The 24,387-nt window shown below is 75.5% G+C and carries 21 protein-coding genes; 18 read left to right on the top strand and 3 right to left on the bottom strand.

The genetic code is table 11. From position 1 onward, the window contains the following. The first annotated feature begins 12 nt into the window (after positions 1-12). The 16 genes from BLS67_RS12745 (at position 13) to BLS67_RS12670 (ending at position 16,902) form a co-directional block, all read left to right on the top strand. Positions 13-1,503 (top strand): UDP-N-acetylmuramoyl-L-alanyl-D-glutamate--2,6-diaminopimelate ligase, encoded by a 1,491-nt coding sequence (locus BLS67_RS12745; protein WP_242654043.1) that lies wholly within the window; start codon positions 13-15, stop codon positions 1,501-1,503. Further along, on the top strand, positions 1,500-2,879 hold the full coding sequence (locus BLS67_RS12740; protein ID WP_091245568.1) for a UDP-N-acetylmuramoyl-tripeptide--D-alanyl-D-alanine ligase: 1,380 nt from the start codon (positions 1,500-1,502) through the stop codon (positions 2,877-2,879). Before BLS67_RS12745 ends, BLS67_RS12740 begins: the two co-directional genes overlap by 4 nt. Then, positions 2,876-3,952 (top strand): phospho-N-acetylmuramoyl-pentapeptide-transferase, encoded by a 1,077-nt coding sequence (gene mraY / locus BLS67_RS12735; protein ID WP_091245566.1) that lies wholly within the window; start codon positions 2,876-2,878, stop codon positions 3,950-3,952. Before BLS67_RS12740 ends, mraY begins: the two co-directional genes overlap by 4 nt. Next, positions 3,949-5,361 carry a UDP-N-acetylmuramoyl-L-alanine--D-glutamate ligase gene (murD, locus tag BLS67_RS12730; protein WP_091245493.1) on the top strand — a complete coding sequence of 471 codons (1,413 nt, stop codon included), beginning with the start codon at positions 3,949-3,951 and terminating at the stop codon, positions 5,359-5,361. The genes mraY and murD overlap by 4 nt, the downstream gene beginning before the upstream one ends. A 14-nt stretch (positions 5,362-5,375) precedes the next feature. Next, on the top strand, positions 5,376-6,977 hold the full coding sequence (ftsW, locus tag BLS67_RS12725) for a putative lipid II flippase FtsW (protein WP_242654042.1): 1,602 nt from the start codon (positions 5,376-5,378) through the stop codon (positions 6,975-6,977). Between the two features lie 25 nt (positions 6,978-7,002). Continuing rightward, a complete protein-coding gene (murG, locus tag BLS67_RS12720; RefSeq protein ID WP_091245489.1) occupies positions 7,003-8,133 on the top strand; it encodes an undecaprenyldiphospho-muramoylpentapeptide beta-N-acetylglucosaminyltransferase in 1,131 nt (376 codons plus the stop codon). Then, the gene (murC, locus tag BLS67_RS12715) at positions 8,130-9,581 is read left to right on the top strand and encodes a UDP-N-acetylmuramate--L-alanine ligase (RefSeq protein WP_091245488.1); all 1,452 of its coding nucleotides are present in this window, start codon (positions 8,130-8,132) and stop codon (positions 9,579-9,581) included. Before murG ends, murC begins: the two co-directional genes overlap by 4 nt. A 3-nt stretch (positions 9,582-9,584) precedes the next feature. Continuing rightward, a complete protein-coding gene (locus BLS67_RS12710) occupies positions 9,585-10,391 on the top strand; it encodes a cell division protein FtsQ/DivIB (protein ID WP_091245486.1) in 807 nt (268 codons plus the stop codon). Between the two features lie 33 nt (positions 10,392-10,424). Further along, positions 10,425-11,006 carry a peroxidase-related enzyme gene (locus BLS67_RS12705; RefSeq protein ID WP_091245789.1) on the top strand — a complete coding sequence of 194 codons (582 nt, stop codon included), beginning with the start codon at positions 10,425-10,427 and terminating at the stop codon, positions 11,004-11,006. Positions 11,007-11,280: 274 nt separating this feature from the next. Further along, positions 11,281-12,528 (top strand): cell division protein FtsZ, encoded by a 1,248-nt coding sequence (gene ftsZ / locus BLS67_RS12700; protein WP_091245484.1) that lies wholly within the window; start codon positions 11,281-11,283, stop codon positions 12,526-12,528. A gap of 10 nt (positions 12,529-12,538) precedes the next feature. After that, positions 12,539-13,285, top strand: a complete 747-nt coding sequence (pgeF, locus tag BLS67_RS12695; protein WP_091245481.1) for a peptidoglycan editing factor PgeF — start codon at positions 12,539-12,541, stop codon at positions 13,283-13,285. After that, the gene (locus BLS67_RS12690; RefSeq protein ID WP_091245478.1) at positions 13,282-13,989 is read left to right on the top strand and encodes a YggS family pyridoxal phosphate-dependent enzyme; all 708 of its coding nucleotides are present in this window, start codon (positions 13,282-13,284) and stop codon (positions 13,987-13,989) included. Before pgeF ends, BLS67_RS12690 begins: the two co-directional genes overlap by 4 nt. Positions 13,990-14,060: 71 nt before the next feature. Next, a complete protein-coding gene (locus BLS67_RS24735; RefSeq protein ID WP_091245475.1) occupies positions 14,061-14,834 on the top strand; it encodes a cell division protein SepF in 774 nt (257 codons plus the stop codon). Between the two features lie 54 nt (positions 14,835-14,888). After that, entirely contained in the window at positions 14,889-15,176 is a 288-nt protein-coding gene (locus tag BLS67_RS12680) for a YggT family protein (RefSeq protein ID WP_091245473.1), read from the top strand. A gap of 93 nt (positions 15,177-15,269) precedes the next feature. Continuing rightward, positions 15,270-15,986, top strand: coding sequence for a DivIVA domain-containing protein (locus BLS67_RS12675; protein ID WP_091245469.1), 717 nt, complete (start codon positions 15,270-15,272; stop codon positions 15,984-15,986). 82 nt (positions 15,987-16,068) lie between these two features. Next, complete coding sequence (locus tag BLS67_RS12670) at positions 16,069-16,902, top strand: hypothetical protein (RefSeq protein ID WP_091245467.1); 834 nt, start codon at positions 16,069-16,071, stop codon at positions 16,900-16,902. 107 nt (positions 16,903-17,009) lie between these two features. On the opposite strand, the gene ileS is transcribed toward BLS67_RS12670, so the two are convergent. Beyond that, positions 17,010-20,174, bottom strand: coding sequence for an isoleucine--tRNA ligase (gene ileS, locus BLS67_RS12665; protein ID WP_091245786.1), 3,165 nt, complete (start codon positions 20,172-20,174; stop codon positions 17,010-17,012). Positions 20,175-20,248: 74 nt separating this feature from the next. Between ileS and BLS67_RS12660 the strand changes: the two genes are divergently transcribed. Beyond that, the gene (locus BLS67_RS12660) at positions 20,249-21,760 is read left to right on the top strand and encodes a potassium/proton antiporter (protein WP_091245466.1); all 1,512 of its coding nucleotides are present in this window, start codon (positions 20,249-20,251) and stop codon (positions 21,758-21,760) included. Here the strand turns inward: BLS67_RS12660 and BLS67_RS12655 are convergent. Then, positions 21,757-22,308 carry a TetR/AcrR family transcriptional regulator gene (locus tag BLS67_RS12655; protein WP_091245465.1) on the bottom strand — a complete coding sequence of 184 codons (552 nt, stop codon included), beginning with the start codon at positions 22,306-22,308 and terminating at the stop codon, positions 21,757-21,759. The genes BLS67_RS12660 and BLS67_RS12655 overlap by 4 nt on opposite strands. Before the next feature lie 24 nt (positions 22,309-22,332). Here BLS67_RS12655 and BLS67_RS12650 point away from each other — a divergent pair, with 24 nt between their 5' ends. Then, positions 22,333-23,448, top strand: coding sequence for an MFS transporter (locus tag BLS67_RS12650; protein WP_091245464.1), 1,116 nt, complete (start codon positions 22,333-22,335; stop codon positions 23,446-23,448). Between the two features lie 2 nt (positions 23,449-23,450). On the opposite strand, the gene BLS67_RS12645 is transcribed toward BLS67_RS12650, so the two are convergent. Further along, positions 23,451-24,308, bottom strand: a complete 858-nt coding sequence (locus tag BLS67_RS12645; RefSeq protein ID WP_091245462.1) for a methyltransferase domain-containing protein — start codon at positions 24,306-24,308, stop codon at positions 23,451-23,453. Between the last annotated feature and the right edge of the window lie 79 nt (positions 24,309-24,387).

The following is a 24,387-nucleotide window of genomic DNA, read 5'->3' as shown; positions in this document are numbered from 1 at the left end:
GATTGGAATCCCGTGAGCACCGCCCTGTCCGACCTGGCCGACCTGGTCGGCGCACCCGTCCAGGGCGACCCCTCGACCGTCGTCTCCGGCGTCGGCCTGGCGTCGGACCGCATCGGGCCCGGTGACCTGTTCGCCGCGCTGCCCGGCGCCCGCGCGCACGGCATCCGCTTCCTGGCCCAGGCCCGGGAGCGCGGCGCGGTCGCCGTCCTCACCGACGCCGCCGGCGCGGCCGAGGTCGACGACCCGGCCCTGCCCGTGCTGGTCGCCGACGACCCCCGGGCCGTGCTCGGCGAGGTCGCCGCCCGGGTGCACGGCCGGCCGGCCGACCAGCTGGCGGTCATCGGCATCACCGGCACCAACGGCAAGACCACCACCGCCTACCTGGTCGAGTCCGGCCTGGCCGCGGCCGGGCGGAGCAGCGGGCTGATCGGCACCGTCCAGATCCGCACCCGCGGCACGGGCCCGCAGGGCGAGCCCGTGGTCACCGAGCTGTCCAGCGTGCGCACCACGCCCGAGGCCCCCGACCTGCACGCGATGCTGGCCGGCATGCGCGCGGCCGGCGTGACCGCGGTGGTCATGGAGGTCTCCAGCCACGCGCTCGTGCTGGGCCGGGTCGGCGGGGTGCGCTTCGCCGCGGCCGGGTTCACCAACTTCTCGCGCGACCACCTGGACTTCCACGGCGACGAGGAGAGCTACTTCGCCGCCAAGGCGATGCTGTTCGACGGCCGGGCCGCGGTCGAGGTGGTCGACGTCGACGACGAGCACGGCCGCCGCCTGCTGCACCCGGGCACCGTCACGGTGTCGGGTCGGGGGAGCGACGCCGCCTGGCGGGCCACCGACGTCGCGACCACCGAGGACGGCGGCTCCGCCTTCACCCTGCACACCCCGGCCGGCGACGCGGTGCCCGGGCGGCTGCGGCTGCCGGGGGCGTTCAACGTGGCCAACGCGGTGCTGGCGGTCGCGCTGCTGGACGCCGTGGGGGTGTCGGTGGCCGACGCGCTGGCCGGCATCGCCGGCACCGTCGTCCCCGGTCGGATGGAGCCGGTCGACGCCGGCCAGCCCTTCGTCGCCGTCGTCGACTACGCCCACACCCCCGACGCGGTGGCCACCGCGCTGGGGGCGCTGCGGGCGAGCACCCCGGGCCGGCTGATCACCGTCCTGGGCTGCGGCGGGGACCGGGACCCCGGCAAGCGGGCCGGCATGGGGGCCGCCGCGGCCGCCGGCAGCGACCTCCTGGTGGTCACCGACGACAACCCCCGCTCCGAGGACCCGGCCGCGATCCGCGCCGCGATGCTCGCCGGGGTGCCCGGTGGCACCGCCTGCGAGGTGCGCGAGGTGGGTGACCGGCGGGCGGCCATCGAGGCGGCGGTGCACGCCGCGCGACCGGGTGACACCCTGCTCGTGGCCGGCAAGGGCCACGAGAGCGGCCAGGACGTCGCCGGCGTCGTGAGCGCCTTCGACGACCGGGTGGAACTCCGACGAGCACTGGAGGCGCGGGCGTGATCGCACTGGGCCTGGGAGAGATCGCGACGGCCGTGGGTGGCCGTCTGGTCGGCGAGGGCGCCGACGTCACGGGGGGCGTCACCGTCGACTCCCGCACCGTCGGCGCCGGCGACCTGTACGTCGCGCTGCCCGGCGAGCGGGTCGACGGCCACGACTTCGTCGCCGCCGCCGTGGCCGCCGGCGCGGTCGGGGCGATCAGCACCCACCCGCACGAGGGCGCCGCCGTGGTGGTCGTCGACGACCCGGTCGAGGCCCTGGGCCGGCTGGCGCACGCGGTCCACGAGCGGCTGCCCGACCTGGTCACCGTCGGCATCACCGGGTCGTCGGGCAAGACCTCCACCAAGGACCTCCTCGGCCAGGTGCTCGGCACCGCCGGGGCCACGGTCAGCCCGCCCGGGTCGTTCAACAACGACATCGGGCTCCCGCTCACCGTGCTCACCGCCGACGCCGGCACCCGCTTCCTCGTGCTCGAGATGGGCGCCCGCGGGGTCGGGCACGTCGCGCGGCTGTGCCGCGTCGCCCGGCCCGACGTCGGCGTCGTGCTCAACGTGGGGTCGGCGCACCTGGGCGAGTTCGGCAGCGCCGACGTCATCGCCACCGCCAAGGGCGAGCTGGCCGAGGCGGCCACCGGCACCGCCGTCCTGAACGCCGACGACTCCCGCGTGCGCGCCATGGCATCGCGGGTGGCCACCCGCACCGGCGCCCGGGTGCTGCTCACCGGCACCGCGCCCGACGCCGACGTCCGCGCCACCGACGTCGAGCTCGACGACGCCGCCCGGGCCTCGTTCACCCTGCACGCGCAGGGCGAGCAGCACCCGGTGCGGCTGCAGGTCGTCGGCGCCCACCAGGTGGCCAACGCGCTGTCGGCCGCCGGCGCCGCCCTGGCCGCCGGGCTCGGGCCCGCCCAGGTCGCCGAGGGGCTGTCGGCCGCGGTGCCGCAGAGCCGCTGGCGCATGGAGGTCACCCGCCGCCCCGACGGCGTCGTGGTGGTCAACGACGCCTACAACGCCAACCCCGAGTCGATGCGGGCCGCCCTGGCGGCGGTCCGCGGGATGACGGGCACCCGCCGGGTCGCCGTCCTCGGCGCGATGGGGGAACTCGGCCCCGGGGCCGACGACGAGCACCGACGGCTGGGCGCGGACGCCGCAGCCGCCGTGGACCTCGTCGTCGCCGTGGGACCGGACGCCGCGGCGATCGCCGCGGCCCGAGAGGAGTCGGTGCACGTGCCGGACCGGGCTGCCGCCCGCCAGCTGCTCGCGGAGGTGCTGGTCCCGGGCGACGTCGTCCTGGTCAAGGCATCCCGCTCCTACGGGCTCGAGCTGCTGGCCGCCGACCTCATCGCCGACGGGGCCACCACCGGGGAGCCGCACCAGTGAAGTCCGTCCTGATCGCCGCCGCCGTCGGGCTGATCATCTCCATCCTGCTGACCCCGGTCGCCATCAAGGCCTTCCGCCGGCAGGGCTTCGGCCAGGAGATCCGCGACGACGGCCCCGAGAGCCACCTGTCCAAGAAGGGCACGCCCACGATGGGCGGCACGGTCATCGTGCTGGCCACGGTCATCGGTTACCTGGTGGCCCACCTGTTCCTGCTCGGCCAGGCCGGCCGCGGGGTCACCTCGACCGGGCTGCTGCTGCTGTTCCTGCTGGTCGGGCTGGGGGTGGTCGGCTTCCTCGACGACTACCTGAAGATCCGGCACCGGCGCAGCCTGGGCCTGAACTCCACGGCCAAGCTGGTCGGCCAGACGGTGGTGGGGCTGGGCTTCGCGGTGCTGGCCATCGTCGAGATCGGCGGCCGCGCCCCGGTGGCCTCGACCACGATCTCCTTCGTCCGCGAGATCGCCCCGCTGGCGCTGCCGTCGGCGGTGTTCGTGCTGTTCGCGCTGCTGTTCATCGCCGGGTTCTCCAACGCCGTCAACCTCACCGACGGCCTGGACGGCCTGGCCGCCGGTTGCTCCGCCATGGTGTTCGGCGCCTACGTCGTCATCTCCTTCTGGCAGTTCGGCCACGACTGCAGCACCGCGGCGGTCGACGGCTGCTACACCGTGCGCGACCCCCTGGACGTCACGCTGGTCGCCGCCGCGGCGATGGGTGCCTGCCTCGGCTTCCTGTGGTGGAACACCTCCCCGGCCCGGATCTTCATGGGCGACACCGGGTCGCTGGCCCTGGGCGGCCTGATGGCCGGCATCGCCGTGGTCACCCGCACCGAGCTGCTGCTGGTGGTGCTCGGCGGCCTCTTCGTGGCCGTGACCCTGTCGGTGGCCATCCAGATCGCGTTCTTCAAGGCCACCCGACGGCGGGTGTTCCGCATGGCCCCGCTGCACCACCACTTCGAACTGGCCGGCTGGGCCGAGAACACGGTGATCGTGCGGTTCTGGCTGGTCACCGGCATGGCGGTCGCCTTCGGCATCGGCGCCTTCTACGCCGACTGGCTGTCCCTCACCGGCCTGTGACCGGCCCGCTGGGACGGGTCCTGGTCTGCGGGCTGGGCGTCTCGGGCGCCGCGGCCGCCCGCGTGCTGCTGGCCCGCGGCGACACCGTGCTGCTGGCCGACGCCGGCACCCCGGCGGTGCGGGCCGAGCTCGAGGCCGCCGGTGCGGTCTGGCTGGGTGCCGTGGTCGACTGCCCCGAGGACGTCGACCTGGTGGTCACCTCCCCGGGGTGGCGGCCGGACTCCCCGCTGCTGGTCTCGGCCGCCCGTGCCGGCGTCGAGGTCGTGGGGGAGCCCGAGCTCGCCTGGCGCCTGCGGCGGCCGCTGGCCGACGGGCAGCCCGCGCCCTGGTACGCCGTCACCGGCACCAACGGCAAGACCACCACGGTCACCATGCTCGAGGCACTCCTGCTGGCCGGGGGACGCCGGGCCGTGGCGGCCGGCAACGTCGGGCGCCCGCTGGTCGAGGTGGTCACCGCCGTCGACGACGACGGCGTGGCGGCCTTCGACGCCGTGGCCGTCGAGCTGTCCTCCTTCCAGCTCCACTGGTCCAGCTCGCTGGCCCCCGCGGCCGCGGCGGTGCTCAACGTCGCCGACGACCACGTCGACTGGCACGGCAGCCCGCAGGCCTACCGCGAGGCGAAGGCGAAGGTGCTCGAGCGGGCGCCGGTCGCGGTCGCCGACGCCGGCGACCCGGTCGCCGCCTCGCTGGTCGCGGCGCACCACCACCCGGTCACGGTCACCCTCGACGAGCCGGCACCGGGGCAGCTCGGCGTGCGTGCCGGGGTGCTGGTGGACCGCGCGTTCGCCGCCGAGGAGGCGCTGCTGGCCGTCACCGAGCTCCAGGTGGCCGGGCCGCACAACGTGGTCAACGCCCTGGTCGCGGCCGCCCTCGCCCGGGTCGCCGGGGTCTGCGCCGCCGACATCGCCGCGGGGTTGGCCGGGTTCCGCGGCGGTGCGCACCGCAACGTCCTGGTCGGCACGGTCGACGGCGTCGACTACGTGGACGACTCCAAGGCCACCAACCCGCACGCGGCCGGTGCCTCCCTGGCCGCCTACCCCCGGGTGGTGTGGATCGCCGGCGGCCTGCTCAAGGGCGCCGACGTCGACCCGCTGGTCGCCGCGGTCGCACCGCGGCTGGCCGGGGTCGTGCTGCTGGGCCGTGATCGCGAGGTGCTGGCCGGTTCGCTGGCGCGACACGCCCCGGCGGTCCCACGGATCGTCGTCCCCAGCGGCGACGATGTCGGTGTGGCTGGTGCGACGAGCGGGACGGCTGAGGCGGTGATGGTCCAGGTGGTGCGTGCAGCTGCCGATCTGGCCCGACCCGGCGACACCGTCCTGCTGGCACCGGCCGCCGCGTCCATGGACGTGTTCACCGACTACGGGCACCGGGGCCGCGCCTTCACCGACGCGGTCCACGCCCTGCACTGACGGGGGTCCACGGCATGGCCGCCACGCACACCGGCACCGAGCGCCCGACCCGCCCCGCCCGCACCGCGACGTCCGAGCGGGCCGCGCAGCGCGGTGCCCTCGCCTCCCGCGCCCCGCTGTTCCGGGCCCCGGCCTGGCTGGACGGCCCGATGACCAGCGCCCACCTGGTCCTGGGCTCGGCCGGCCTGCTGCTGGCGATCGGCCTGGTCATGGTCTTCTCCGCCTCGAGCGTCAAGGCAGCCATCGCGGGTCAGCCCGCCTGGGGCCCGGGCCTGCAGCAGCTGGTCTTCGCGCTGCTGGGCATCGGGGCGATGCTGGTCGCGGTCCGCCTCCCGGTCGGCCACGTGCGCCGGTACTCCGGCGTGGCCCTGCTGGTGGTGGCCTTCCTGCTGGTCGTCGTCCTGGTCCCCGGCATCGGCAGCGAGCTCAACGGTGCCCGTCAGTGGTTCGACCTCGGGGTGGTGAACCTGCAGCCCTCCGAGCTGAGCAAGCTGGTCCTGGCCCTGTGGGGGGCGCACGTCATCGCCCTCCGGGAGCGGTGGCTGACCACGAAGTCGCTGCTGGTCCCGGTCCTGCCGGTCTTCGGCGTGCTGAGCCTGCTGCTGATCCGCGAGCCCGACTTCGGGGCCGTGATGATCCACGCGCTCGTGGTGGCGGGACTGCTGTGGGCCGGTGGCATCCGCGGGCGGCACATCGGCATCGCCGCCGGCGTCGTCGCGGTGCTCGTCGTCGTCATGGTCCAGCTGGCGCCCTACCGGTTGGCCCGCGTCACCTCGTTCCTGCACCCCTTCGACGACCCCATGGGCGACGGCCTGCAGGCCATCCGCGGCTTCTACGCCCTCGCCTCGGGCGGGCTCACCGGTGTCGGCCTGGGCAACAGCGCGATGAAGTGGAACCTGCTGCCGCACGCCTCCAGCGACTACATCTTCGCCATCATCGGCGAGGAGCTGGGCTTCCTGGGCTGCCTGGTGGTCATCGCGCTGTACGGGGTGCTGGCCTACGCCGGGTTCCGCATCGCCCGCCGCTCGACCGACCGGTTCATCCAGCTGGCCAGCACCGCGATCACCGTCTGGCTGATCGGTCAGGCGTTCATCAACATGGGCTACGTCGTCGGGCTGCTCCCGGTCACCGGCGTCACCCTGCCGCTGATCTCCGCGGGCGGGACCTCGCTGGTGCTCACCCTGTTCATCGTCGGCCTGCTCGTCCGCTTCGCGCGGGCCGAACCGGCAGCGATCGAGCACCTGCGGGCGCACCGCCGCGCGCACCCCGTCGGGGCGCTGGGTCGGCTGGGCCGCTGGCTGGTGCCGGTGCCCGAGCACGCCGTCGCCCCGCTGCCCACCCTGGGCCGCCGGAGCGCCCCGCCCGCCGACGGCCGGGGTGCCCGGCGCACGGGTGGGCGCACCGTGGCCCGCGTGCGCGACGGTGCGCGGGCCGGCGCGGGCCGTCCCGACCCCGCCCGCCGCGACCCCGCCCGCCGCGACCCTGAGCGCGACCCCCGGCGCGACGCGGCCCGGTCCGCCGACCGCGGAGCCCGGACCGCGTCCCGGGAGCGGGTCGGGTCGGTCGTCGGCGAGCCGCTCCGCACGCCCCGGGACCGGCCGCGCCGTCCACGCTGAGCACCGACCCTGTGAGACTGCCCCCGTGACCTCCGCACCACCGAGACCCCCCGCCCGCACCCGACCGGTCAGCGTCGTGCTCGCCGGAGGGGGCACCGGAGGGCACATCGAACCGATGCTCGCCCTGGCCGACGCCCTCGTCCGGCGCACCGACGCCCCGGGCGGCACCCCCCGGGTCACCTGCCTGGGCACCGCCCGCGGCATGGAGACCCGGCTGGTGCCCGCCCGCGGGCACGAGCTGCGGCTGATCCCGCCGGTGCCGATGCCCCGCAAGCCCACCCCGGACCTCCTGCGGGTGCCCGGCCGCGTCCGCCGCGCCGTGGCCGACACCCGGGCCCTGCTGGCCGAGCTGGAGGCCGACGTCGTCGTCGGCTTCGGCGGCTACGTGGCGCTGCCGGCCTACCTGGCCGCCCGCCGCGCCGGCATCCCGGTCGTCGTGCACGAGCAGAACCCGCTGCCGGGCCTGGCCAACCGCGTGGGCGCCCGGCTGGCCGCGGCGGTCGCCGTCACCACCCCGGGCACCCCGCTGCGCGGTGCGGTGCACGTGGGCATGCCGCTGCGCCCGTCGATCACCGGGCTGGACCGCGCGGCGCTGCGGGCGGAGGCGCGGGCGCACTTCGGTCTGCACGCCGACCGACCGACCCTCCTGGTGTTCGGCGGGTCCCAGGGCGCGCGGTCGCTGAACACCGCCGCGACCGGCGCCGCCGCGCAGCTGCGGGCCGCGGGCATCCAGGTGCTGCACGCCCGCGGGCCCAAGAACACCGAGGTGTCCGTCCCGGCCGGTGAGCCGCCCTACGTCGTCGTCGACTACCTGGACCGCATGGACCTCGCCTACGCCGCCGCCGACCTGGCGCTGTGCCGCTCGGGGGCGGTGAGCGTCGCCGAGCTGTCCGCGGTCGGCCTGCCGGGCGCGTTCGTGCCGCTGCCGATCGGCAACGGCGAGCAGCGCCGCAACGCGCTGCCGGTCGTCGAGGCCGGGGGAGGGCTGCTCGTCGAGGACGCCGAGCTGTCCGCGGCGTGGATCGGGTCCACCCTGGTGCCCGTGCTCACCGATCCCGCCCGGCTGGCCGAGCTCTCCCGGCACGCGGCCGCGGCCGGCGTCCCCGACGCCGACGAGAAGCTGGCCGACCTGACCCTCTCGGTGGTGCGGGCATGAGCGCCGCCGACGTCGCCGCCTGGCGCGACCCCATCCCGGCCCTGGCCGACCTGGGCGCGGTGCACTTCATCGGCATCGGCGGTGCCGGCATGAGCGGCATCGCCCGGATCCTGCTGGCCCGCGGCGTCGCGGTGTCGGGCAGCGACCGCCGCAGCACCCCCACGCTGCTGGCGCTCGCGGCCCTCGGCGCCCGCACCGAGGTCGGGCACGACGCCGCCCACCTGGGCGACGCCGCGACGGTCGTGGTCTCCACCGCGATCCGGCCGGACAACCCCGAGCTGGCCGCCGCCCGCGAGCGGGGCCTGCGGGTGCTGCCGCGCGCGGTCGCGCTGGCCGCGGTCATGGCCGGACGGCGCAGCGTCGCGGTGGCCGGTACCCACGGCAAGACCTCCACCACGTCGATGCTCACCGTCGCCGTGCAGGCCTGCGGTGCCGACCCGTCGTTCGCGATCGGCGGCGACCTCAACGAGTCCGGGTCCAACGCGCACGCCGGCTCCGGCGACGTGTTCGTGGCCGAGGCCGACGAGAGCGACCGGTCGTTCCTGCTGCTGGCCCCCTTCGCCGGCATCGTGACCAACGTCGAGGCCGACCACCTGGACAACTACGGCGACCTGGCCGCGGTCGAGGCCGCGTTCGACCGCTTCGTGACCACCGTCGATCCCACCGGGTTCGTCGTGCTGTGCGCCGACGACCCGGGCTCGGCCCGGCTGCGCGACGTGCCCACCGGGGGAGCCCGGGTGCTGACCTACGGCTTCGGCGACGCCGTCGACCTGCAGCTGCGCGACCTCGTCGTCGGCCCGGACGGCACCAGCTGGACCGCGGTGCACCGCGGCGCCGAGCTGGGGCGGGTCAGCTTGCGGCTGCCCGGTGCGCACATGGCCCTCAACAGCGCGGCGGCCCTGCTGGCCGGGCTCGAGCTGGGGTTCCCGGCCAGCGGGCTGATGGCCGGGCTGGCCCGTTTCGGCGGGGTGCACCGGCGGTTCGAGCTGAAGGGCACCGCGGCCGGCGTGCGGGTCTACGACGACTACGCCCACCACCCGACAGAGGTCACCGCCCAGCTGCGCGCCGCCCGCGCGGTGGTGGGCGAGGGCCGGCTGGTGGTGCTCTTCCAGCCGCACCTCTACAGCCGCACGCAGGAGTTCGCCGCGGGGTTCGGCGAGGCGCTCGGGTTGGCCGACGAGGTCGTGGTCATGGACGTCTACGGCGCCCGCGAGGACCCCGTCCCGGGCGTCACCGGTGCCCTGGTGGCCGACGCCGTGCCGCTGCCGGCCGGTCAGGTGCGCTTCGAGCCGTCCTGGTCCGCGGCGGCCGGCGCCATGGCCGACCGCGCCCGGCCCGGTGACCTGCTCCTGACGATGGGCGCCGGCGACGTCGTCATGGTCGGCCCCGAGATCCTGACCGCCCTCACCGAGCGCGCGGGTGGGGAGCACACGGGCGGGGTGCACTAGACCGTGCCGCGGACGGGCAGCACCACCCGGGACCGCCACCGCGGCCCCCGTCGGGGTGCCCCGGGGCGGGCCCGTGCCGACGCGGGGGTCACCCGCATCCGCCCGCGCCGCCCGCCGCTGGGGCCCCGGCGCCGGCGGCTGCTGGTGGTCGGCGGCGTCGCGGTGCTGGTCGCCGTCCTCGCGTGGGTGGTGCTCGCCAGCCCCCTGCTGGCCGTGCGCACGGTGCAGGTCGACGGCCTGACCACGCTGACCGCCGACGAGGTCCGGGAGGCCGCCGGCGTCGCCGAGGGCACCCCGCTGGCCCGGGTCGACACCGCGGCCGCCGCTGCCCGGGTCGCCGCGCTGCCCCAGGTCGCCGACGCCGAGGTCACCCGGGGGTGGCCGGACCGGGTGGTGGTCACCCTGCGCGAGCGGGTGGCCGTCGCCGTGGTGACCGTCGGCGGCAGCCGCTCGCTGGTCGACGCCGGGGGCACGCTGTTCGACACCATCACCGGCGACCCGCCGGCCGGGGTGGTGCCGCTGCAGGTGGCCGACCCCGGGCCGGGCGACCGCGCCACCACCGCCGCGCTGGCCGCGATCGTGTCGCTGCCGGCCGTCGTCCGCGACCAGGTCACCGAGGTGACCGCCACCGGTGGGGACGACGTCACCCTCACCCTGGTCGACGGCACCAGCGTGCTGTGGGGCAGCGCCGACGACGCCGACCGCAAGGCGCAGGTGCTGGCCGCCGTCCTCGACCAGCTCGCCGCCGGCGCCCTGGACCCCGCTGCGCAGATCGACGTCAGCTCGCCCGAGGAGGTCGTGCTGCGCTGACCGGTGCGGGGGGTGGTGATGCAGGGTGTGGTGATGAGCACACCGATCTCCCGCTTCCCGGTCCCCGAGCGCGCCGACCTGCCGGCAGACCTCCGCGAGCGCTTCGACGCCGTCGAGGAGAAGTCCGGCTTCCTGCCCAACGTGTTCGCCGCGCTGTCCCACCGCCCCGACGAGGCGCGGGCGTTCTTCGCGATGCACGACGCGCTGATGGACAAGGAGACGACGGGGCTGTCGAAGGCCGACCGCGAGGTGGTCGTGGTGGCCACCAGTGCCGCCAACGACTGCCTGTACTGCGTCGTCGCGCACGGGGCGATCGCGCGGATCCGGTCCCGCGACCCCTACCTGGCCGACCAGGTCGCCGTGGACTGGCGCAAGGCCCCGCTGGACCCCCGCATGCACGCCGTCCTCGACGTCGCCGTGCGGCTGGCGGTGACCCCGGCGCTGGTGGAGCCGGCCGACCTGGACGCGTTGCGCGGGCACGGGCTGAGCGAGGACGACGTCTGGGACGTCGGCGCGATCGTGAGCTTCTTCGCGCTGTCCAACCGGCTCGCGCACTGGGCGGCGATCCCGCCCAACCCCGAGTTCTTCCTCATGGGGCGCGAGCCGCGCAGGTGATCCGACACGCCCGGTCCGGAGACCGTCGGCAGAATCTGCCCCACACCGGTCTCGACCCCGGGATGAGACGTCTCCGAGGCGGGTCGTCACATGGCGTGAGGAGGGTGTGACGCACGGGTCGGCGGAGGTGGGCGGGGCGGCTGATGACGACACGCCGTAGCCGGGGAGGGTGCTGGCGTCGGGCAACCTGCGCACCTAGCTTCGTCCCCATCGCCCTAGTTGACATAACTATAAGGCTTAACCTGAGGATGAGGGTCCAGTTGGGGAGCGCAGCATGACACCTCCGCACAACTACCTCGCGGTCATCAAGGTCGTCGGCATCGGCGGCGGCGGGGTGAACGCGGTCAACCGCATGATCGAGGTCGGCCTCAAGGGGGTCGAGTTCATCGCGATCAACACCGACGCGCAGGCGTTGCTGATGAGCGATGCCGACGTCAAGCTCGACGTCGGCCGCGAGCTCACCCGCGGCCTGGGCGCCGGTGCCCAGCCCGACGTGGGCCGGCAGGCCGCCGAGGACCACCGCGAGGAGATCGAAGAGGTGCTCAAGGGCGCCGACATGGTCTTCGTGACCGCCGGCGAGGGTGGTGGCACCGGCACCGGCGGCGCGCCCGTCGTGGCGTCCATCGCCCGCAAGCTCGGGGCGCTGACGATCGGCGTGGTCACCCGGCCGTTCTCCTTCGAGGGGAAGCGGCGGGCCGTGCAGGCCGAGTCCGGCATCGACGAGCTGCGCAACGAGTGCGACACGCTCATCGTGATCCCCAACGACCGGCTGCTCCAGCTCGGCGACCGGAACGTGTCCGTCATGGACGCCTTCCGCACCGCCGACCAGGTGCTGCTGTCCGGTGTGCAGGGCATCACCGACCTGATCACCACGCCCGGCCTGATCAACCTGGACTTCGCCGACGTGAAGTCGGTCATGTCCGGGGCGGGCTCGGCGCTGATGGGCATCGGCAGCGCCCGCGGCGACAACCGTGCGCTGCTGGCCGCCGAGCAGGCGATCGCCTCGCCGCTGCTGGAAGCCTCGATGGAGGGCGCCCACGGCGTCCTGCTGTCGATCTCGGGTGGTTCGGACCTCGGCCTGTTCGAGATCAACGAGGCCGCCTCGCTGGTCTCGGACGCCGCCCACGCCGACGCCAACATCATCTTCGGCGCCGTCATCGACGACGCCCTCGGTGACGAGGTGCGGGTGACGGTCATCGCCGCGGGGTTCGACAACGGCAAGCCCAGCGGCACGGCCCGCAAGGACGCCCAGCCGGCGGCCGCGCCCCCGGTGTCCCAGGCCCCGGCGGCGGCGCAGCAACGGCCGGTCCAGCCGGCCCCGCTGGCTCCCCGGCAGACCGGTGAGCGTCTGGTCTCCCAGGAGCGGTCCGCCCCGCAGCAGCCCGCCCCCCGGGCCCCGCAGGGCGGTGGCATCACCGTGCCGCCGCTGCCGCCGGTGCAGGGCCAGGGGGCCCGTCGTCCGCTGTCCTCGGACGACTTCGAGGAAGAGCTCGACATCCCCGAGTTCCTGCGCTCCCAGTAGCGAACGCGACGTGAGCACGAGCGCATCGGCCACCCCGCCGACCCGGTCCCTCCGCCCCCGGCGGGTGGTCACGGATCGGCGGGGTGGCCGTTCGTCGTCCCCCTACGACGCGTTCAACCTGGGCGGGCACGTCGGCGACGACCCCGCCGACGTCGCGGCCAACCGGGCCCGGCTGGCCGGCGAGCTGCGGGTGGACCCGGGCGCGCTGGTCTGGATGGAGCAGGTGCACGGCACCGGGGTGGCCGTCGTCGACCGACCGCAGACGGGTCCGCCGCCGCAGGTCGACGCCCTCGTCACCGCCACCCCCGGGCTGGTGCTCTGCGTCCTGGTCGCCGACTGCGTGCCGGTGCTGCTGGCCGACCCGGTCGGCGGCGTCGTGGCCGCGGTGCACGCCGGGCGCGAGGGTGTCCGGCAGGGAGTGGTCACCGCCGCGCTGGCGGCGATGGTCGGGCTGGGCTCCCGGCCCGCCGACGTGCAGGCGCTGCTCGGCCCGGCCGTGTGCGGGGCCGACTACGAGGTGCCGCGGGCGATGCAGGTGCAGGTCGCCCGGGTCGCGAAGGACGCCGCGGTGTCCTCGCGCACCGGCACGCCGGCGCTGGACCTCCGCGCCGGCCTGACCCAGGTGCTGCGCGCCGCGGGCGTCGGCCAGGTCGTGCAGGACCCCCGCTGCACCGTCGAGGACCGGCGGCTGTTCTCCCACCGCCGGGACGGCGTCACCGGTCGGCAGGCCGGCGTGGCGTGGCTGGAGCCGGCGTGAGCGACCTCGCCGACGCGCTGGCCGCCGTCCGGGCCCGGATCGAGCGGGCCGAGCGGGCCGCCGGGCGGGACCCGGGGTCGGTGCGCCTGCTCGCGGTGAGCAAGACCTGGCCGGCCGCCGACGTCGCCGCGCTGGCCGCCCTGGGGCAGCGGGAGTTCGCCGAGAACAAGGTCAAGGAGCTGGTGGCCAAGGCCGAGGAGCTGGCCCACCTTGACCTGCGCTGGCACCTGGTGGGTCAGCTGCAGCGGAACAAGGCCCCCGCGGTGGTCGGGCTCGGGGCCGTCGTCCAGTCGGTGGACCGGGTCTCGCTGGTCGAGCGGCTGGCCGGGGTGGCCGAGCGCGCCGACGTGGTCACCGAGGTCTACGTCCAGGTCGACCTGGGCGGCCCCGAGGGGCGCACGGCGGCCCGCGGAGGCGTGGCCCCCGAGCACGTGGTCGAGCTGGCCGACGCGGTCGCCGCCCAGCCGGCGCTGCAGCTGCGCGGGTTGATGGCCGTAGCGCCGCGTGAGGGGGCGCCGGGCCCCGCCTTCGAGCAGCTGGCCGGGCTCGCCGCCCGGGTGCGGGCCGACCACCCGGGCGCCGTCGAGCTCTCGGCCGGCATGTCGGCCGACCTCGAGGAGGCGGTGGCGGCCGGCGCCACGGTCGTGCGTGTCGGAACCGCACTGTTCGGCGACCGCGCCCTAGCCTCCGGTGCAGGACCGTAGGACACACCAGGCACCACCGTCGCACGAGTCCCACCAGTCACGGATGACGACCAGCAGAGAGGGGCCCTTCGATGGCCGGCGCCATGCGCAAGATGGGCATCTACCTCGGACTCGTCGAGGACGACGACACCCGGGCCGCCTACGGGCGGTACGACGCACGACAGTCCGACTACGACGACCGGGCGGAGCGCCGGGTCGACCGTCGCTCGACCGACCGGGAACGCTACGAGACCGACAGCCGGTACGACGACCGGTACGACACCAGCTACCCCTCGGCCGAGTACCCCTCCGAGGAGCTGCCGGTCGAGGCGCTGCAGGCCCCGCCGGTGGCGGAGCCCGCGCTGCCGCGCCGGACCGGGCCGCGGCGGCTGGACCTCGCCGCCCCCGCCACCGTCGGTCCGCGGCTGAGCGGCAGCGCCCGCGGCACCGCCTCGGCGCTGTCCGGCGGGCTGTCCGGTGGCACGGCCACCTCCGGCCCGGTGGGTGCCACCGCCGCGGCCCTGCAGGCGCCCGAGCCGGCACCGACCCCCGCGCCGGTCGTCACGCCCCCGGTGGCCGCCCCCAAGGCCTACCGCATCACCACGCTGAACCCGCAGACCTACAACGAGGCGCGCACCATCGGCGAGCGCTTCCGCGAGGGCAACGCGGTGCTGATGAACCTGGCCGAGATGGAGGACGCCGACGCCAAGCGCCTGGTCGACTTCGCCGCCGGTCTGTCCTTCGGCCTGCACGGTAGTATCGAGCGCGTCACGGCCAAGGTGTTCCTGCTCTCCCCGGTGGGCACCGACGTGACCGCCGAGGACAAGGCCCGCATCCGTGAGGGTGGCTTCCTCACCCAGTCCTGACCCATCGGCTGCCGCCGGGCACCCGTCCGCCCAGCCCCCGAACGAGCGAGGACCGTGTCCCTTCTCCTGCAGATCGTGTCATCGGTCCTGCTCGTCTTCCTGATCCTGCTGTTCGCCCGTTTCGTGGTGGACTGGGTGATTGTCCTGGCCCGCAGCTGGCGCCCCTCCGGCGCCGTCGCCGCGGGCCTGGAGGTCGTGTACGCGGCGACCGACCCGCCGCTCAAGGCGGTCCGGAAGGTCATCCCGCCGTTGAACCTGGGAAGCATCAGGTTGGACCTCGGGTTTATGGTGCTCCTGATCGCCGTGGTCATCCTGCGCAGCATCATCGCTTCGTACGCGTGACCAGCTCCTGTCCTGGGGGCCGGTCGGGCGGGCGGTCACGCACCGCTCGTCAGACCGAGTCCTTGTTCCGCCCGTCCGACCCGAGGTGACCCGATGCCACTCACGCCCGCCGACGTGCACAACGTCGTCTTCAAGAAGCCGCCGATCGGCAAGCGTGGCTACGACGAGGACGAGGTCGACGCCTTCCTCGACGTGGTCGAGGCCGAGCTCGCCCGCCTGATCGAGGAGAACAACGAGCTCCGCAGCAACGGCGGCGGTGCCTCCCGCGCCGAGGAGCGCCCGGCCGAGCCGGTCGCCGCCACCCCGCCGCCGCCCCCCGTGCAGCAGCCGCGCGAGGACGACGGCGTCCGGGCCTCCCGGATGCTGACCCTGGCCACCGAGACGGCCGACCGGTACGTCAACGAGGCCAAGCAGCAGGCCGACCAGCTGGTCGGCAGCGCCAAGACCAACAGCGACCGCATGCTGGCCGACGCGCGTGCCAAGAGCGAGCAGCAGCTCGCCGAGGCCAAGCAGCGCTCCGACGCGATGGTGGGCGACGCCCGCACCCGCGCCGACACGATGGAGCGCGAGGCCCGCGCCAAGGCCACCGCGCTCGACCAGGAGGCCGAGCGCAAGCACGTGGAGGTCATGGGCTCCCTGGAGGAGAAGCGCAGCAGCCTCGAGCGCAAGATCGAGGAGCTGCGCACCTTCGAGCGCGAGTACCGCACCCGTCTGCGGTCCTACCTCGAGTCGCACCTGCGCGACCTGGACAGCCGCGGCTCGGCCGAGCCGGCCTCCAACGCCCGGCAGAACCAGCACGCCGGCGCCTGATCGTCCGCACTGCACGCCGGAGCCCCCGCAGACCTCGTGGTCTGCGGGGGCTCCGTCGTGTGGTGCCGGTTACGATCCGCCCGTGATCGTGTTGGCCGGCCTGCTCATCCTCGTCGCCGGGGCCCTGCTGGTCGGCGGGCTCGGCAACGGCGAGACCGCCATGCTGTGGGGGTCGGTGGGCGTGAGCGCCCTGGCCGCCGTGGCCCTCGTGCTGCAGAGCGTGCGACGGGCCCGCGCCGCCCGAGCCGACGCCGAGGACGACGAGCCCGTGCTGGTCGGGGCGACCACCGCCGCCGGCTCGTCCTCGGCAGGGTCCCCGGCGTCGACCCCCGCGGCCGTGTCCCCTCCCGAGCCTCCCGCCCCGGTGATCCCCGCGCAGCCGTCCCGCCCGGTGCAGGCTGCGCCGGTGGAGGCAGCGGCCCCGGAGGAGCCCCCGGCGGCTGCGGCGGCCGCGTCGCCCGCGGAGGCCGCACCGGCTGCGGAGGTCTCCCCGCTTGCGGAGGCCGAGACGCTGGTGACCCCCGCGGTGGGGGACACCACCGCGTCCGCATCTCCCGAACCCGTGGTCCCCGCGCCCGCGGTGGCCCCCGAGGCGCCTCCGGCGGTCGCCGGGCCCTCGACCGGGTCGCACAGCCACCGTCCGCCCGCGAGCCTGGACGAGGACGGCGAGCCGGTCGAGGAGGACGTCGAGGTCACCGATCTGCTGCTGGTGCTCGACCTCACCGACGAGGTCGAGGTCGTCGACGAGCACCCCCGCTACCACCTGGCCGGGTGCTCGGTGACCGCGGGCGAGGAGGTCTTCGGCCTCCCGCTGACCGAGGCCAAGCAGGACGGCTTCACCGCGTGCGGCGTCTGCCGCCCCGATCGACACCTCGCCGACGCCGAGCGCCGCCGCCGCGCCGCCGCCAAGGCCTGAGCGGTCGCCCGCCGTCCTCCGCCGCCGAATTCCGTCCTCCTCCACCAGATCTGCCGGAGGAGGACGGAGTTCGATCAGGGCCCCTGATCCATGCTGCGCCGGGCGGGTCAGGCGAGGGCGACCCAGACGCGGCCGCCGGCCGGGGCCTCGGTGCCGTCACCGCTGCCGGGGGCGTCGGCGTGCACGGTCGTGGCCAGCACCTCGGCGGCCAGGGCGTCCTGGGCCTCGATGAGGGCCTGGGCCAGCTGGCCGTCGGCGGTCCACCACAGCTGGATCCGGTCGCTGACCTCGAACCCGGCGGCCTTGCGGGCGTCCTGCACCAGGCGGACCACCTCGCGCACGAGCCCGGCACGCTCGAGCTCCGGGGTCAGGGTGAGGTCCAGCGCCACGGTCAGACCACCGCCCGAGGCCACGGTCCAGCCCTCGCGCGGGGTCTCGGTGATCACCAGGTCGCCCTCGACCAGCGGCACGTCCGCGCCGTCGACGACCACGGTCGCCGTCCCGGCCCGGTAGTCGGCCACCAGTGCAGCCGCGTCGCGGGCGGCGACGGCCTGCGCGACGGCCTGCACCTGCTTGCCCATGCGGCGGCCAACCGAGCGGAAGTCGACCTTGACGCCGACGTCCACCAGGTCGCCGCCGGCCTCGGCGACGGGGGCCAGGGCGACCACGTTGAGCTCCTCGGCCACCTCGGCCACCAGGTCGCGGGGCAGCTCGGCCCACCCCGGTGCGGCGACCAGGGCGCGGGCCAGCGGCTGGCGGGTGCGCACCTTGGACGCCGTGCGGGCCGACCGGCCCAGCTCGACCAGCCGACGGACGACGTCCATCTGCGCGACCAGCTCGTCGTCGCGGGCGTCCTCGTCGACCGCCGGCCACGAGGCCAGGTGCACGGAGTCCGGCGCGTCCACGAGCCCGGGCGCGACCACCTCGTGCCACACCCGCTCGGTGACGAACGGGGTGAACGGCGCCATGAGGCGGGTCAGGCCGTCGAGCACCTCGTGGAGGGTGCCCAGCGCGGCCGGGTCGCCGTCCCAGAAGCGGCGGCGGGAGCGGCGGACGTACCAGTTGGACAGGTCGTCGACGAACTGCGCGAGCAGCCGGCCTGCCGTCTGGGTGTCGAAGGCCTCCAGGGCGTCGGTGACGCCCGCGGTGACGGTGGCCAGCGACGCCAGCGCCCAGCGGTCCAGCAGCGGCCGGTCGGCCGCCGGGGGAGCCGGGGTCGTGGCGGGGTCCCACCCGTTGGTCGAGGCGTACAGGGTGAAGAACGACGCGGTGTTCCAGTAGGTCAGCAGCACCTTGCGCACGACCTCGGACAGCGTCTCGTGGCCGACCCGCCGGGCCTGCCACGGCGAGCCGCCGGCGAGCATGAACCAGCGGACGGCGTCGGCGCCGTGCCGGTCCATCAGCGGGATGGGCTCGATGATGTTGCCCAGGTGCTTGCTCATCTTCCGGCCGTCCTCGGCCAGGATGTGGCCCAGGCACAGCACGTCCTCGTAGGAGGACTTGCCGAACACCAGGGTGCCCACGGCCATGAGCGTGTAGAACCAGCCGCGGGTCTGGTCGATCGCCTCGGCGATGAACTGCGCCGGGTAGGCGGCCTCGAACTGCTCCTGGTTGCGGTGCGGGGCGCCCCACTGGGCGAAGGGCATGGAGCCCGAGTCGTACCAGGCGTCGATGACCTGGCGGAGCCGGCGGAACTCGCCCTCGACCCCGGGCAGGGTGAAGGTCACGTCGTCGATGAAGGGCCGGTGCGGGTCGAGGTCGGCGAGGTCGCGCCCGGTCAGCTCCGAGAGCTCGGCCAGCGAGCCGACGGCGACGAGGTTCGCCGGGTCGAGCTCGTTGCGCCAGATGGGCAGCGGGGTGCCCCAGTACCGGTCGCGCGAGAGCGCCCAGTCGACGTTGTTGTTCAGCCAGTCGCCGTAGCGGCCCCACTGCACGTTCTCGGGGTGCCAGCGGGTGGCCTCGTTCTCGGCCAGCAGCTGGTCCTTCACCGCGCTGGTGCGGATGTACCAGGAGGGCTGGGCGTAGTACATCAGCGGCGTGTGGCAGCGCCAGCAGTGCGGGTACGGGTGCTCGTAGCGCTGCTCGCGCCACAGCACGCCGCGGTCGGCCATGTCCTGCACCAGCGTCGGGTCGGCGGCCTTGAAGAAGTGCCCGCCCACCAGGGGGACGTCGGCGGCGAAGTGCCCGGTGGCGTCGACCGGGACGACGACCGGGAGGCCGTAGGCGCGGCAGACGGCGAGGTCCTCGGCGCCGAAGGCGGGGGACTGGTGCACCAGACCGGTGCCCGAGTCGGTGGTGACGTAGTCGGCCAGCAGCACGAAGTGGGCCGGGGCGGGGAACTCGACCAGCTCGAACGGGCGCTGGTAGGTGACCCGCTCCCAGTCGCGACCGGTGGTGGTGGCCAGCACCTCGTAGGGCACGTCGGCCCCGAGGACGGCGGCCACCAGCGGCTCGGCGACGACGACGGTGCGCTCGGTGCCCGCGTGGTCGGCCCGCACGACCAGGTAGGTCACGTCGGGGTTGACCGCGACCGCGGTGTTCGACGGCAGCGTCCAGGGGGTCGTCGTCCAGACCAGCAGGTCGGCCTTGCCGGCCCACTCGCCGCTGGTGACCGGCAGCGACACGTAGACCGAGGGGTCGGTGACCGTCTCGTAGCCCTGGGCCACCTCGTGGTCGGACAGGCCGGTGCCGCAGCGCGGGCAGTAGGGGGCAACCCGGTGGTCCTCGGTCAGCAGGCCCTTGTCGAAGATCGTCTTCAGCGACCACCAGACGCTCTCGACGTACTCCGGGTTCATCGTCCAGTAGGCAGTGGACAGGTCGACCCAGTAGCCCATGCGGTCGGTGAGCTCGCTGAAGTCGGCGACGTGCCGCTCGACCGACTCCCGGCAGCGGGCGTTGAACTCGGCGATGCCGTAGGCCTCGATGTCGGGCTTGCCGCTGAAGCCGAGCTCCTTCTCGACCGCGATCTCGACCGGCAGCCCGTGGCAGTCCCAGCCGGCGCGGCGGGGGACCGAGAAGCCCTGCATGGTCTTGAAGCGGGGGAAGACGTCCTTGAACGCGCGGGCCTCGATGTGGTGGGTGCCCGGCCGGCCGTTGGCGGTCGGGGGGCCCTCGTAGAAGGTCCACTGCGGACGGCCCGCGGAGGCCTCCAGAGACCGCGCGAAGACCTCGTCGGCGGCCCACTGGTCGAGCACCTCGTGCTCGAGGGCCGGGAGGTCCACCTGGGCGGGGAGGGGGCGGAACGGGGAGGTGGGGCTGCTCACGCCCGCCATCATCCCAGGGGGGTGCGACGGCGTCACCGGCCCGACACCTGGGTGCGGGACACTGCGGGGGTGACGGGGGGCAGATGTCGACGACGGTGACCATCGCGCTCGCCGTCGGCGCCCTCGTCGTCCTCACCGCGGCGCTCGCCCTGCGTCTGTCGGACAAGCTCGGGCTGCCGGCCCTGCTGATCTACCTGGCCCTCGGCGTGGCGCTGGGCGAGAGCGGTGCCGGCGTCCAGTTCGAGGACGTCGAGCTCACCCAGACCCTCGGTGTCGCGGCGCTGGTGGTGATCCTGGCCGAGGGCGGTCTGACCACCCGGTGGTCCGACGTCCGGCGGGCGGTGGGGCCCGGGCTGACCCTGGCCACGGTGGGCGTCGTGGTGTCCATCGTGGTCACGGCGGCCGTGGCGGTCTGGCTGCTCGACTTCTCCTGGACCTTCGCCCTGCTGCTGGGCGCCGTCGTCAGCTCCACCGACGCCGCGGCGGTCTTCGCGACGCTCCGCCGGCTGCCGCTGCCCCGGCGGATGGCCGCGGCGCTGGAGATGGAGTCCGGGCTGAACGACGCCCCGGTCATCCTGCTGGTGCTCGTGCTGAGCGAGCGGCTGGTCGGCGGGGAGACCGCCGCCTGGTGGATCACCCTGGTCGAGGTGCTCGGCGAGCTGGCCGGCGGCTCCGTCATCGGCGTGGCCATCGGGTTCGGCGGGGCCTGGCTGCTGCGCCGGGCCGCGCTGCCGCTGGCCGGCTTCTACCCGCTGGCCACCCTGGCGCTGTGCGTGCTGGCCTTCGCCGCCGCCGACCTGGTGCACACCTCGGGCTTCGTCGCGGTGTACCTCTGCGGGTTGGTGCTGGGCAACGCCCCGCTGCCGCACCGCGCCGGCACCATCGGGTTCGCCGAGGGCATGGCCAGCCTCGCCCAGATCGGCCTGTTCGTGCTGCTGGGCCTGCTGGCCAGCCCGGACCGGCTGCTCGAGGCCGTGCCGCAGGCCCTGCTGGTGGGCCTGGCGCTGCTGCTGGTGGCCCGGCCGCTGTCGGTGGTGGCCAGCCTGGCCTGGTTCAAGGTCCCGTGGGCGCAGCAGGCGTTCATCTCGTGGGCCGGGTTGCGCGGGGCGGTGCCCATCGTGCTGGCCACCTTCCCGATCGCGGCGTCGGTGCCCGGGGCCACCCGGGTGTTCGACATCGTCTTCGTGCTGGTCGTCGTCTTCACCGTGGTGCAGGGCGGGTCGCTGCCGGCGGTGGCCCGGCTGCTGCGCATCGCCACCCCGATCACGCCGCGCGACATCGACGTCGAGTCCGCTCCGCTGGACGAGCTCGGCGCCGAGCTCATGCAGCTGACCGTGCCGCAGGGCTCGCGCCTGCACGGGGTCTACCTGCCCGAGCTGCGGTTGCCCGAGGACGCCGCCGTCGTCCTCGTCGTGCGGGACGGCAAACCGTTCGTGCCCGGCCCGGAGACCCGGTTGATGCGCGGGGACCAGGCCCTGCTGGTCTCGGCCCGCGGCTCCCGCGCCGAGGCCGAGCGCCGACTGCGGGCGGTCAGCCGCGCCGGCCGGTTGGCCGGCTGGCGCGGCGAGGCCGGGGAGCCCACGGAGATCGACTAACGCAGCAGCGCTTCCGCGGTGGCCCGGCCGGTGGCCAGGGACCCGCCGGGCCGCAGGTGCATCGCGAGGGTGCCGCTGACCACCACCAGCAGCTGCTCGGCCAGCTCGGCCGCCCGGTCCCCGGCCACCGGTCCGGCCAGCTCGGTCAGCCGCGCGCGCAGCAGGGCGGTGTCCGCGGTGATCGCCGCCGTGGCGGTGGGGTCGTCGGCGGGGGCGCCGGCGGCGGCGTCCAGGAACGCGCACCACCGGGACGCCGCCTCGCCGCGGGCGAACTCCGCCAACGCGTCGAACACCGCCAGCAGACGGCCCCGGTCGTCCGGCGCGGCGTCGACCGCCGCGGCCCAGGTGGTGTCCCAGCGGGCCAGCCGGGCGTCCAGGACGGCGGCCTGCAGCCCGGTCTTGCTGCCGAAGTGGGCGTAGAGCGTCGCAGGGGCCACCCCGGCGCGGGTCAGCACCTGGTCCACCGGGGTGGCGGCGCAGCCCTGGACCGCGAACAGCTCGTCGGCGGCGTCCAGCAGGCGTCGGCGGGCGTCGGGTCGCGGGGTCACGGATCCACTGTAACGTCCGTTTCGATGAAACGACCGTTACGTCCTGCTGCCCTGGTGCTCGCCGGCACCGCACTCATCGCCTGCACCTACGGCCTGGTCCGCTACGCCTACGGGCTGGCCGCACCCGACGCCCAGCGCGACCTCGGCCTGTCCACGGGCGCCGTCGGCGCGGTGTCCGGGGCCACCTCGGTGGCCTACTGCGTGGCCGCGGGCCTGGCGTTCGTCGCCTGCGAGCGGTGGCCCCGGACGGTGGTGGCCGGGGCCGGGACGGTAGCCGCCGTCGGCGCCCTGGGGGTCTGGACGGCGGGGTCGGCCGCGGTCTTCTCCGTCGCCGTGGTGCTGGGGAGCGCGGGGGCCGGGGCGGCCTCGCCGGGCCTGGTCGTGCTGGTCCGGCGCGCGGTGCCCGGCCCGGGTCAGGACGGCGCGCAGGCCCTGGTCAACGCCGGCACCGGGCCGGGCCTCGTGGCGGCGGCGCTGCTCGCGCTGCTGCTGGGCGACCGGTGGCAGACGGCGTGGTGGGTGGCGGCGACCGCGACCGCCGCCGTCACGGTGGCCGTGCTGGTGCTGGCCCCGCACGGGGCGGGGACCCGCGGTACCGCGGTTCCGGTGGACGCCGGCAGACGATGGCTGGCCCCGCTGAGCGCTGCGTTCCTGCTCGGTGCGGGCAGTGCCGCCGTCTGGACCCACGGCCGGACCGTGCTGCAGGCCGCCGGCCTCGCCGAGGCCACGGCGGTGTGGGTCTGGCTGGCCCTGGGCGTCGGCGCCACGGGGGCCGCGGTGGTCGCACCCCGCTGGCTGCGGGCCGGGCTGCGGCGGGCCCGGGCGGCCGCGCTCGGGCTCACCGCCGCGGGGGTGGTCGGGCTCGCCGTCCCGCCGGTGGGTCCGGTGCCGTTCCTGGCCGCGGCGGCGTTCGGGCTGGGGTTCACGGTGGGGACGACGGTGCTCATCGCCTGGGCCGGGCAGGTCTCGTGCACCCCCGGGCCGGCCGTCTCCGCGTTCTTCGTGGCCCTGCTGCTCGGGCAGGCCGTGGGTGCCCCGCTGTCCTCGGCGGTGCTGGGCGCCGGTGTGCTGCCGGCGTTCGGGCTCGCCGCCGCGGTGACCCTGGTCGGGGTGCTGCCGCCGGCGCCGGTCGGCCGGTGAGGTCAGACCCGGGTGGCCACCACGGCGTCGACCGGGTGCGGCACGGACCAGCGGTCGCCGTCCCGGGTGCCGATGTCGGCCAGGGCGTCCAGCAGCACGCCGCGGGCGACGTCGTCCAGGTCCGCGCAGTCGGCCCCCACCAGGAAGTCCAGCACCTCACGACCGGTCGGTGACCCGGGGTCGAAGCAGTCGGTGGTGTCCAGCCGGCCGGGCAGCCGGACGGCCGACCCGCGCAGCCCGGCGGCCGCGAGCGCGTCGGGGAGGTCACCGCTCCACCAGCGGTGGCTGGCCGGGTCGACGGCCTCGGTGAGCAGGCACAGCGCCTCCAGCGGGGCGAGCAGCACCACCAGAGCGGCACCCGGCACCAGCCGGGCCGCGGCGGCGGCCACGGCCACCGCCAGGTCGGGCACGTAGTACAGGGAGTGCACGGCCAGCACCAGGTCCACCTGCTCGGCGCCGACGGTCTCGCCCACGGTGTCGAAGGGGCCGGCGTGCAGCACGACGCTGCCGGCCGGGCCGACGGCCTGTGCCAGCCGGGCCCGGCAGCGCTCGCCCACCACCGGGTCGGGCTCGGCGACCACCCAGCGCAGCGGTCCACGCCCGCCGACCAGGGAGCTGGCCAGCGGGGCGTCGACGCTGCCGTCGCCCGGCCCCACGCTGAGCACGGTGCGGGCCGCCGCCCCGGGGAGCCGGTCGGCCACCGTGCTGGCCAGCCAGGTGGTCAGCAGCGCGCGCTGGTCGCTGTGCGCCTCGTAGGTGGCGTGCGCGCGGGCGTAGGCAGTGGGGGTCAAGGGGGGCAGGGCCGGTCGCCGGGCGAGGGTGCCGCGCAGCAGGTCCAGCGGTGCCGTGCTGGTGGTCACCGCCTCGACTCAACCACACCCCGGTGTGCAGCGAGCTGCGGAAATGCTCGGTGACGACCCGGGTGGACGGCGGTCCGGG

Source organism: Klenkia soli, from assembly GCF_900103975.1.
Classification (GTDB): domain Bacteria; phylum Actinomycetota; class Actinomycetes; order Mycobacteriales; family Geodermatophilaceae; genus Klenkia; species Klenkia soli.
This window is presented reverse-complemented; position numbering and strand designations above follow the sequence as displayed.